A 10,009-nucleotide genomic window follows, 5' to 3' on the forward strand; every position below is an offset into this window, starting at 1 on the left:
AGGGCGGCGGGCGGGCTCGCTCGGGGGGTCAGACGCTCTCGCGCAGGTTGCGGCGGCGTCCCTCGATCGCGACGAGCTCGGCGAAGGCAGCCTGGTAGCCCGCAGGGTCGGCCGTCGCGTCCATGCGCTGCAGCCGCCCGCGCAGCTCGGCGATGTGCCGCGTGAAGCCCATCTCCACCAGGCGCAGCACCACGCCGCGCACGTAGTCGCCGACCGCCTCGGGACGGTCTTCGGGGACCGGGGCGACCGCGAGCTCGGTGACGAGCGGGCGCACCGCCTCGGCCGCCTCGTCGAGCACGGCACCGACCCATGCCGTCGAGCTACCGTCCTCACCGACCGACGCGCGCCCGGCGGTCACGCCGCCTGCCGCACGGATCGCCTCGTGCACGGCGCGGTGCGCGGGGGCAGCGAACGCGTCGCTGCCGAGCTCGTCGAACTCCGCCGGCACGAGCGCGGGCGCCTGCAGCACGACCTCGAGCGCGGTGCGCTCGACCGCGAGCACGGGGTCGACGGGTCCGGGCCGCTGGGTCCGCGCGGGGCGCTCCGTGGCACCGGCCGGCCGGCCACCGCTCGTCGGTGCGCGGCCCGCCGCTCCCCCACGACCACGCGCGCCGTCGACCGCTCGCTGCACGGTCGCCAGGTCCTCCATGCCCAGCCATCCCGCGAGCAGCCGCGTGTACTCGGGCCGCAGGGCAGCGTCACGGATGCCCGCGACGACCGGCGCCGCGCTGCGCAGGGCGGCGACGCGGCCCTCCGCGGTGGCCAGGTCGTACGAGCGGAGGGTCGCGCGCAGCACGAACGCGAACAGCGGCTGACGTCCGGCCACGAGCGCGCGCACGGCGTCGGGCCCGCGGCTCTGGCGCAGCTCGCAGGGGTCCATGCCGCTGGGCTCGACCGCGACGAACGTCTGCGCGGCGAACGTCTGGTCCTCACCGAACGCGCGCAACGCGGCCTTCTGGCCCGCTTCGTCGCCGTCGAACGTGAAGATCACCTCGCCGCCCACCGACGTGCCCGTCGCGAGCTGCACGCCGCTGCTCGCCCCCGAGTCGCCGATGAGCCGGCGCACGATGCGGGTGTGGTCCGAGCCGAAGGCCGTGCCGCACGTCGCGACCGCGGTGCCGATGCCCGAGAGGTGCATCGCCATGACGTCGGTGTAGCCCTCGACGACGACCACGCGCTTGTCGCGCTGCATCTCGCGCTTGGCGAGGTCGAGCCCGTAGAGGACGTGCGACTTGCGGTACAGCGGCGTCTCGGGGGTGTTGAGGTACTTCGGGCCGTTGTCCTCGTCGAACAGCCGGCGGGCACCGAAGCCGATCGTCTCGCCCGTGACCTCGCGGATGGGCCAGACGAGCCGTCCGCGGAACCGGTCGTAGACGCCGCGCTGGCCCTGGCTCACGAGTCCCGACGCGATCAGCTCGGGCTCGGTGAACCCCCGGCCACGCAGGTGCTTGAGCAGCGCGTCCCACCCGGTCGGCGCGAACCCGACGCCGAACTGCTCGGCGGCGGTCCGGTCGAAGCCGCGCTCCGCGAGGAACTGCCGACCGGCCGCGCCGCCCGGGGTCGCGAGCTGCTCGCGGTAGAACTCCTCGGCGACCTTGTGCGCCTCGATCAGACGACGGCGGCGTCCCGGCTCCTCGGCAGGCCTCGTCGGGCCGCCCTCCTCGTACCGGAGCTGCACGCCCACGCGCCCAGCGAGGTACTCGACGGCCTCCGCGAAGCCCAGGCCGTCGACCTTGGTGACGAAGTCGATGACGTCGCCGCCCTCGCCGCACCCGAAGCAGTGGTAGCGCCCCACCTGGGGCCGCACGTGGAAGGACGGCGACCGCTCGTCGTGGAACGGGCACAGGCCCTTGAGCGAACCGACGCCCGCCGTCTTGAGCTGGACGTGCGCGCCGATGACCTCCTCGATCCGCACACGCTCGCGGACCGCCTCCACGTCCTCCCGTCGGATGCGTCCCGCCACGCCTGGAGTCTAGGTCGTCCAGGTCGTCGTCCCGACGCCCGGGCGGGTGAGGCGGCGACCCGACCTCGCGACGGCGGGCTAGCGGGCCGACGACCAGCCGGCGGACCGGACGACGAGGGGGCCGACGCCCGCGGGCGCCGACCCCCTCGCTGCGCCGTCCGATCAGCTGATGCCCGACTTGAGCGCCGAGATCAGCTCGCCGTTGCTCGTGTCACCCGACAGCTCCCAGAAGAACGCCCCGCCGAGGCCCTTGCTCTTGGCCCAGGCGGTCTTGGTGGCGATCGTCGCGGGGGTGTCGTAGCTCCACCACTCGTTGCCGCACTTGGCGTACGCGGTCCCGCCGACCGTCCCGGTGGCCGGGCAGCGGTTCTTCAGGACCTTGTAGTCCTCGATCCCCGCCTCGTACGTGCCGGGCGCGGCGCCGGTCGCGGAGCCGCCGGGTGCGCTCTGCGTGACGCCCGTCCAGCCGCGGCCGTAGAACCCGACGCCCAGCAGGATCTTGCTCGCCGGGATCCCCTTGGCGATGAGCTTGTTCACCGCGTCCTCGGAGTTGAAGCCGGCCTGCGGGATCCCCGGGTAGGACGTGAGCGGCGAGTGCGGCGCCGTCGGTCCCTGCGGGTTGAACGCGCCGAAGTAGTCGTACGTCATCGGCATGATCCAGCTCAGCTTGGTCGCCGCGGTCGCGTAGTCGGTCGCGTCGATCTTGCCGCCGCTGCTGCCGTCCGCCGTGATCGCGGCCGTGATGAGGAAGCTGGAGCCGAACTTGTTCCGCAGCGCCGTGATGACCCGGTCGAACGCCTGCGGACCGCTCGAGTCGCAGCTCAGGCCGCACGCGTTCGGGTACTCCCAGTCGATGTCGATGCCGTCGAACAGGCCCGCCCAGCGAGGGTCGTTGAGCAGCGAGTAGCACGAGCTCGCGAACGCCGTCGGGTTCGCCGCCGCCGCGGTGAACCCGCTCGACCAGGTCCAGCCGCCGAACGACCAGATGACCTTCAGGTTCGGGTTCGCGGCCTTGAGCTTGCGGAGCTGGTTGAAGTTGCCGCGCAGCGGCTGGTCCCAGGTGTCCGCGACGCCGTCGACGCTCTGGTCGGCCGTGTACGCCTTGTCGTACGCGGCGTACGAGTCACCGATCGAGCACTGACCGCCCGTCGTGTTCCCGAACGCGTACAGGATGTGCGTCAGCTTCGACGCGCTGCCCGATGTCTTGATGTTGTTGACGTGGTAATTGCGCCCGTAGACCCCCCACTCCGCGAAGTACCCGACGAGCTTGCGGCCGCCTGGGTTCGCGGTCGGGTTCGTCGTGGGGTTGGTGGTCGGGTTCGTCGTGGGGTTGGTGGTCGGGTTCGTCGTGGGGTTCGTCGTCGGGTTCGTCGTCGGGTTCGTCGGGACGGTCCCGCCGGTGCAGGTGGCACCGTTGACCGTGCAGCCGGTGGGCTGCGCGAACGGGCCGCTGCCGACGTACCCCCAGCTCTGGGAGGCGCCCGGGGCGAAGGGGCCGGCCCAGCTCTTGGAGGTGATCTTGTAGTGGTTGCCGATGCGGGTCACGTCCGCATCCCACGCGCTCGTGATCGCGGTTCCGGCGGGCAGGTCGAACTCGAGCGTCCAGCTCGACGCCGTGCTCGTCGTGCCGTTGGTGACCTGCACGGACGCCTGGTGACCGGTCCCCCAGTCACCCGCCGACGTGAAGGTCGCGGTGAACGTCCCGGCCGCCGTGGCCGGCAGTGCGGCGACCAGTCCGGTCGCGACGAGCGCCGCCGCGGCGGCGAGCGCGACCACCGCGCTGCGTCGTCGTCGGTGGAGCGTGCGTGCTGTGCCGGCTGCGTCGCCGGAGTGTCCTGCGTGGTGCTGCATCCTTGCCTCCCGGTGCGATGGGAAGTGCGGTATTTAGTAAGGGATATTCACAAATCCCTCGCCACAGACGCTAGCCAGACCGGGTGAAACGCGTCAACGATTCCGCCCGAATCCGGCGCAATCTCCCTCATCAGGACACCGCTCTCCCCCGACCCAGCGGGTGCTCCGGGCACGCACCCGAATGCCCGGAGCACCCGCTGCCTCGATCGATGGGCGCACGACGACCCAGCGATCACTCCGGCCACAGCGCAGCGACGCCTGAGCAGACGCTGGGTCGGCGGGGGTCAGTGACGCGGGGTCAGTGGCGCGGGGGTCAGTGGCGTGGCGGGCGGACGAGGCGGGCGTGGGCCTCGGCCGCGGAGACGTCCGTGAGCGAGGCGACCTGGTCGATCACGACCCGCAGCCGCGCCGCGTCGTCGGCCGCCTGCGCCCAGTCCGCGGCGAACGGCGGCTCGAGCGCGAGCGGCGCACGGTCCGCCATGATCCGCACGAGGTCGGTGAGCACCTCGCGCTGCCGGTGGTAGAGCGGCTCGAGCTCGCGCGGCGCCATGACGTACGCGACGGCGAGGCCCTTGAGCACGAGGATCTCGGCCTGCGTGGTCAGCGGCACGACGAGGTCGGCGGCGTACCGCGTGAGCAGCCCGTCCCCGTACTGCTTGCGGGTGGCCTTCTGCGACGCCTTCGCGAACCGCCCGATGAGCTGGCTCGTCGCATCCTTGAGCATCGCCAGCGCGCCGCGTGACCCGTCGAAGCCCGGCGCCCACAGGCGCGCGTGGATCAGCCGGTCCATCGCGGCGAGCAGCCCCGCCTCGTCGACCGCGTCGCCGTACCAGGTCTGCACGGCCTCCACGACGCGCGCGCGCTCGTCGGGCTGCGACAGCACCGCGAGGTCGAGGCGCCCGCCGACGATCGCGTCCTCGACGTCGTGCACCGAGTACGAGATGTCGTCCGCGAGGTCCATGACCTGCGCCTCGAGGCACTTGCGCCCGGGCGGCGCGTCGCGGCGCAGCCACTCGAACACGGGCAGGTCGTCCTCGTAGACGCCGAACTTGTGCGTCGGCCGGCCGCTCGCCGCGCTCACCGGCCCCTGCAGGTACCGCCACGGGTACTTGACCGACGCGTCGAGCGACGCGCGCGTGAGGTTCAGCCCGACCGAGCGCCCGTCGTCGGCCACAACCTTCGGCTCGAGACGCGTGAGCAGACGCAACGTCTGCGCGTTGCCCTCGAACCCGCCGACGTCGCGCGCGAGCGCCGCCAGGGCGCGCTCGCCGTTGTGGCCGAACGGGGGGTGCCCCAGGTCGTGCGCGAGGCACGCGGTGTCGACGACGTCCGGGTCGCAGCCGAGCGCCTTGCCGATCTCGCGGCCGACCTGCGCGACCTCGAGCGTGTGCGTCAGGCGCGTCCGTACGAAGTCGTCCGACGAGGGGCCGAGCACCTGCGTCTTGGCGCCGAGCCGACGCAGCGCGGAGGAGTGCACGAGACGCGCCCGGTCGCGCTCGAACGGCGTGCGCCCCTTGGACTTCGCCGACTCGGGGACCCAGCGCTCGCGGTCGACGTCGACGTAGCCGTCGACGTCGAGGTGCTCGAGCATGGTCATCGCGCCAAGCCTACGCACCCGCACGCCCGTTGCGGCTCAGCCCAGCCGCCAGACCTGCACAGACGGCCCGTGCTCCGCCGGCACGACGACCGCCTGTGCGGTCACGTCCAGGCGCGCCCCGCCGTAGAGGTTCTCGGCGTCGTGCGCCGGCAGCGGCAGTCGCACGCCGTCCCACGCGTCGCGCGCCAGGACGACGAGCACGCGCTCGTCGTGCGTCTCCCGCAGGTAGCCCACCGCGTCGCGGTCCACGAACGCCCAGCGCAGACCCCCTTCGCGCAGCGCCCGGCAGGAGCGCCGCAGCGCGATGAGCGAGCGGTACACGTCGAACGTCGCGGCGTCCCACGCCGCGCCACTCGCACCGGGCTCGCCGTCGATCCGCGCCCACGGCATCGGCACGCGGCCGTGCTCGCCGTTGGTGCCGGTGAGGCCACCCTCGTCGCCCGCCCAGATGACGGGCGTGCCCGGGTACGTGAGCAGGAAGCCCGCGGCGACCTCGACGCGCTCGCGCGAGCCGGTGACCGTGCGGATCCGCGCCGTGTCGTGCGACCCGAGCAGGTTCCACTGGTGCCGCGTCACCGACCACGGGACGGTCGAGTCGAAGTCACGCATGGTCGCGACCATCGCCGCTCCCCCGGCCCGCGGGACCGACACCGGCATGCCCATGAACGGCAGCGTCGACCCGGGCGCCACGAGCCAGGTCCACAGCGGACGCGTGAACGCCGAGTAGTTCATGTTGACGTGCCAGCCGCCGACGGCCAGGTCGTCCGCGGCGTCGTGGAAGTGCTCCGAGACCAGCACGGCGTCGGGGTTGAGGTCCGACATGGTCGCGCGCAGGGCGCGCGCGACCGCGTGCGTGTGGTCGTCGTCGCGGTAGCGCCCGGTCATGTTGGCCACGTCGATCCGCCAGCCGTCCAGGTCGAACGGCGGACGCAGCCAGCGCGCGGTGACGGAGCCCTCGCCGGTGATCATGCGCTCGGCGAGCCCGGCCGCGGAGTAGTTGAGCTTGGGCAGGGACGCGTGCTCGAGCCACCCGACGTAGCCGGGGTGCTCGTCGGTCCAGTAGTAGAACGCCGCCTCGGGGCTCGTGCGGTCCGCGCGTGCCCGCGTGAACCACTCGTGCCCCGCTCCGGTGTGGTTCGTGGTGAGGTCCCCGACGACGCGCATCCCGCGCGCGTGCAGCGCGCCGGACAACGAGGCCAGCGCCGCGTCGCCGCCCAGCAGCGGGTCGACGTGCGCGAAGCTCGTGGCGTCGTAGCGATGGTTGGACCGCGCGGGGAACACCGGCGTCAGGTACAGGGTGTCGACCCCGAGGCGCTGCAGGTGGTCCAGCCGCGACTCGATGCCGGGCAGGTCGCCGCCGAACAGCTGCTGCGCGACGCCCGGGCCGGACCCGATCGGCTCGTCGGACCAGTCCGCGGGGAGAGCCCAGTCCGGCAGCGGGCCGGCCGGCGGTCCGTCGTGGCCCGACGAGCGGGCGAACCGGTCCGGGAACACCTGGTAGACCACGGCGTCGTCGAGCCAGCGCGGCGCCGGTGCGTGCACCGTGAGCCGGAAGTCCGACGCGTCCGTGACGTCCCGCGCGTGCAGGCCCCGGCCGTCGAGCCAGCGGTAGCCGTCCGGCTCGTCGAGCAGGAAGCGGTACTGCGTCACAGGGTTGTGCACCACGACGTCCGCGACGTACCAGCGCTCGTGCGCGTCCGCCCGCTCGAGGCGTGCGGGCACGAACCGTGGCTCGCCGTCGCGGACGACGCGCACGTGCACGCCACGCTCGCCACGCGACGCGGGGACGCGCACCCGGACGGGTACGACGTCCCCGAGCCGCGGGGTCGCGCGGTCGACGTAGAGCTCGGCGCCGTCGTGGTGCGGCGCGTCGAGCAGCACCACGGGCCCGTGCGCCACGGGCCGATCAGTCATCCCTTGACCGAGCCCGCCGTCAGGCCGCCGACGATGTACTTCTGCAGGAACAGGAAGAGCAGCACCACCGGCACGGCCGCGATCACGGCGCCCGCCGCGAACACGCCCCACGGTGCGGTGCGCTCGTCGGCGGCGAGCGAGTAGAGCCCGACTGCCACCGTCCAGTTCTCGGACCGCTGCAGCACGACCTTGGCGATGAGGAAGTCACCGAAGGACGAGATGAACGACAGCAGCCCGACGACCGCGAGGATCGGCGTGACCAGGCGCAGGATGATCGTCCAGTAGATCTGCGTGTGGGTGGCGCCGTCCATCTTGGCCGCCTCGTCGAGCTCACGCGGGATCGAGTTGAAGAACCCGTACATGAGGAACGTGTTCACGCCGAGCGCGCCGCCCAGGTACACGCAGATCAGGCCCAGGAGGCTGTCCAGGCCCAGGGCCGGGAACACGTCCTTGAGCGTGAGGAGCAGCAGGAAGATCGCGACGAACGCGAGCGTCTGGGGGAACATCTGCGCGAGGAGCAGGCCCGTCAGCCCCTGCTCACGGCCCTTGAACCGGAACCGCGAGAACGCGTACGCGGCCGCGGCGCCCATGAGCACGGTGCCGATCGCCGTGACGGTGCACACGACCAGGGAGTTGCCGAGCCAGCCCCAGAACCCGCGGGCCTCGAGCTCGGCGAAGTTCTCCCCCGAGACGGTCCGGAACAGGTCGTTCGAGCCGACGAGCGTGCCGCCCGGGTTGAGCGACGCCGAGATGACGTACAGCAGCGGCGTCACGCACACGACGATCATCACGACGGCGACGAGGTAGCGCCACGACACCTCGCGCCACCAGCGACGTCCCCGGGTCCCGCTGGGGCGCAGCCCGGTGCCGGCGGCCTTGGTCGACGTGGCCCGTGCGGTCTGGGTGGTCATCACAGCTCCTCGAGACGACGCGTACGGCGGAAGCCCCACCAGGAGATCGCACCGACCAGCAGGAAGATCAGGATCGACAACGCGCTCGCGAAGCCGTACTGCTTGAGCCCGCTCTCGAAGGCGATGGAGTAGACCATCGAGATCAGGATGTCCGTGTGCCCGATCACGACCGGCGTGCCCACGAAGTTGGGGCCACCGCCCGTGAGCATGTAGATCAACGAGAAGTTGTTGAAGTTGAACGCGAACGAGGCCACCAGAAGCGGCGCGACCGAGACCATGAGCAGCGGCAGCGTGATCGAGCGCATGAGCCGCCACGGCTTGGCCCCGTCCATGCGCGCCGACTCGTAGACGTCGGACGGGATCGACTGCAGGGCACCCGTGCAGACGATGAACATGTACGGGAAGCCGAGCCACAGGTTGACGCCGAGCACCGAGAGCTTGGCGAGCCACGGGTCGGACAGCCAGCCGATGTCGGCGCCGCCGAGGATCACCTGGTTGAGGAAGCCGCTGCGCGTGTTGAGCATGCCCTTCCACACCAGCGCGGACAGGAACGCCGGCACCGCGTAAGGCAGGATCAGCAGCGCGCGCAGCAGCTTGCGGCCACGCACGCGCGGGTCGTTGAACACGACCGCGAGGAACAGGCCGAGCACGAACGTCGAGAGCACCGAGAACAGCGCGAACGCGAAGTTCCACAGGAAGATCTCGATGAACGGGCCGCGCAGCCGGTCGTCGCTGAACGCGCGCGTGAAGTTCTCGAAGCCGACCGTGACGCGCCACCCGGGCGAGATCGTCGAGCCGTCCTCCGCCTGGAACTGACCGTGCTCGTTCGGTGAGTAGACGACGCCCGTCTGCGTGTTCGTCATGGTGTCGGCGTCTTCGTCGTACGCCATGACCGACTCGTAGAGGTACCCGGTCGAGGCGTCCTGCGTGCGCAGCGACCCGTCCGCGGGGTCGTCGGACGCGGGGACGCGCAGCCCGACGATCTCCTGCTGACGCTGGGCGATCTCCGCGAAGCCCAGGACCTGCCAGTCGGGGACCTCGGTGACCCGGTCGGCCTCGACCTTCGCGCCCTGCGCGGGGGCGAGCGGGTCCTCGGCCGTCCCGACGAGTGCCTCGCCGTCGCGCACGATCGCGAAGGCCAGCTGGTCGTCGCGGCTCAGGACGGTCAGCGGGAAGGCGGCCGAGCCCTCCACCCGCTGCTCGTTCTGCGCGAGGATCGCGGCGACCGCGTCCTGCTTGGTGGAGTTGTGGCCGTCGCCGTAGTTGGTGAAGGCGACGTAGCCCGTGTAGGCCGCGGTGAACACGACGTAGACGAGCAGGAAGAGGAGCCCCGGCAGCAGGTACTTGGCCGGCAGCGTCCGCCGCGAGAAGTAGATCCAGTTGACGGCGACGAGCGCGAGCGCGAGAAAGGCCATGATGGCCCACTGCTCGACGGCGATCGCCGTGAGGATGCCGTACAGGCCGACCGCGTCGATGAGGGCCACGATCGCGAGCTTGACCAGGAAGCCCTTGCCGAAGTTGCGGGCGGGCGACGAGTCGCCGCGCGTGGGCCGCGCGTCGCCGGGTGGGGAGTCGGGGGGTGCGTGCTCGCTGTCGGGCACGATCGTCTGCTGCGACATGGGTGTCCTCCGCGGCGGCGCCCGCCGTCGGACGCCGATGTGTGCAGTCTGCTCCGGCGCGCGACCCTGCGCTCAGGCAGGCGGCGACCACGAGCAGTGTGGGGGGCGCCCCCGCTGTGGGCAGGGGCGTGAACGGCCGCCCGCACCGCCGTGG

Annotated in this window: 6 protein-coding genes; all 6 read right to left on the reverse strand. The window is 72.0% G+C overall.

Annotated features, from left to right (window positions below):
• Positions 1-28: 28 nt before the first annotated feature.
• A complete protein-coding gene (dnaG, locus tag CWIS_RS09785) occupies positions 29-1,963 on the reverse strand; it encodes a DNA primase (RefSeq protein WP_048343095.1) in 1,935 nt (644 codons plus the stop codon).
• Positions 1,964-2,125: 162 nt separating this feature from the next.
• The gene (locus CWIS_RS09790; RefSeq protein ID WP_048343096.1) at positions 2,126-3,739 is read right to left on the reverse strand and encodes a glycosyl hydrolase family 18 protein; all 1,614 of its coding nucleotides are present in this window, start codon (positions 3,737-3,739) and stop codon (positions 2,126-2,128) included.
• A 388-nt stretch (positions 3,740-4,127) separates the two neighbouring features.
• Positions 4,128-5,411: a deoxyguanosinetriphosphate triphosphohydrolase gene (locus CWIS_RS09795; protein ID WP_048343097.1), complete on the reverse strand. Its 1,284-nt coding sequence runs from the start codon at positions 5,409-5,411 to the stop codon at positions 4,128-4,130.
• A gap of 36 nt (positions 5,412-5,447) precedes the next feature.
• Positions 5,448-7,325 (reverse strand): glycoside hydrolase family 13 protein, encoded by a 1,878-nt coding sequence (locus tag CWIS_RS09800; protein WP_048343098.1) that lies wholly within the window; start codon positions 7,323-7,325, stop codon positions 5,448-5,450.
• A complete protein-coding gene (locus CWIS_RS09805) occupies positions 7,322-8,236 on the reverse strand; it encodes a sugar ABC transporter permease (protein ID WP_082156360.1) in 915 nt (304 codons plus the stop codon). The genes CWIS_RS09800 and CWIS_RS09805 overlap by 4 nt, the downstream gene beginning before the upstream one ends.
• Complete coding sequence (gene malF / locus CWIS_RS09810) at positions 8,236-9,855, reverse strand: maltose ABC transporter permease MalF (protein WP_048343099.1); 1,620 nt, start codon at positions 9,853-9,855, stop codon at positions 8,236-8,238. Before malF ends, CWIS_RS09805 begins: the two co-directional genes overlap by 1 nt.
• Positions 9,856-10,009: the final 154 nt, after the last annotated feature.

This window comes from Cellulomonas sp. A375-1 (genome assembly GCF_001040865.1).
Taxonomy (GTDB): Bacteria; Actinomycetota; Actinomycetes; order Actinomycetales; family Cellulomonadaceae; genus Cellulomonas; species Cellulomonas gelida.

Excerpts from the sequence above, each read along its gene's own strand:
- CWIS_RS09795 (WP_048343097.1), bottom strand. The coding sequence starts at position 5,411 with ATGACCATGCTCGAGCACCTCGACGTCGACGGCTACGTCGACGTCGAC.
- CWIS_RS09800 (WP_048343098.1), bottom strand. The coding sequence starts at position 7,325 with ATGACTGATCGGCCCGTGGCGCACGGGCCCGTGGTGCTGCTCGACGCG.
- CWIS_RS09805 (WP_082156360.1), bottom strand. The coding sequence starts at position 8,236 with ATGACCACCCAGACCGCACGGGCCACGTCGACCAAGGCCGCCGGCACC.
- malF (WP_048343099.1), bottom strand. The coding sequence starts at position 9,855 with ATGTCGCAGCAGACGATCGTGCCCGACAGCGAGCACGCACCCCCCGAC.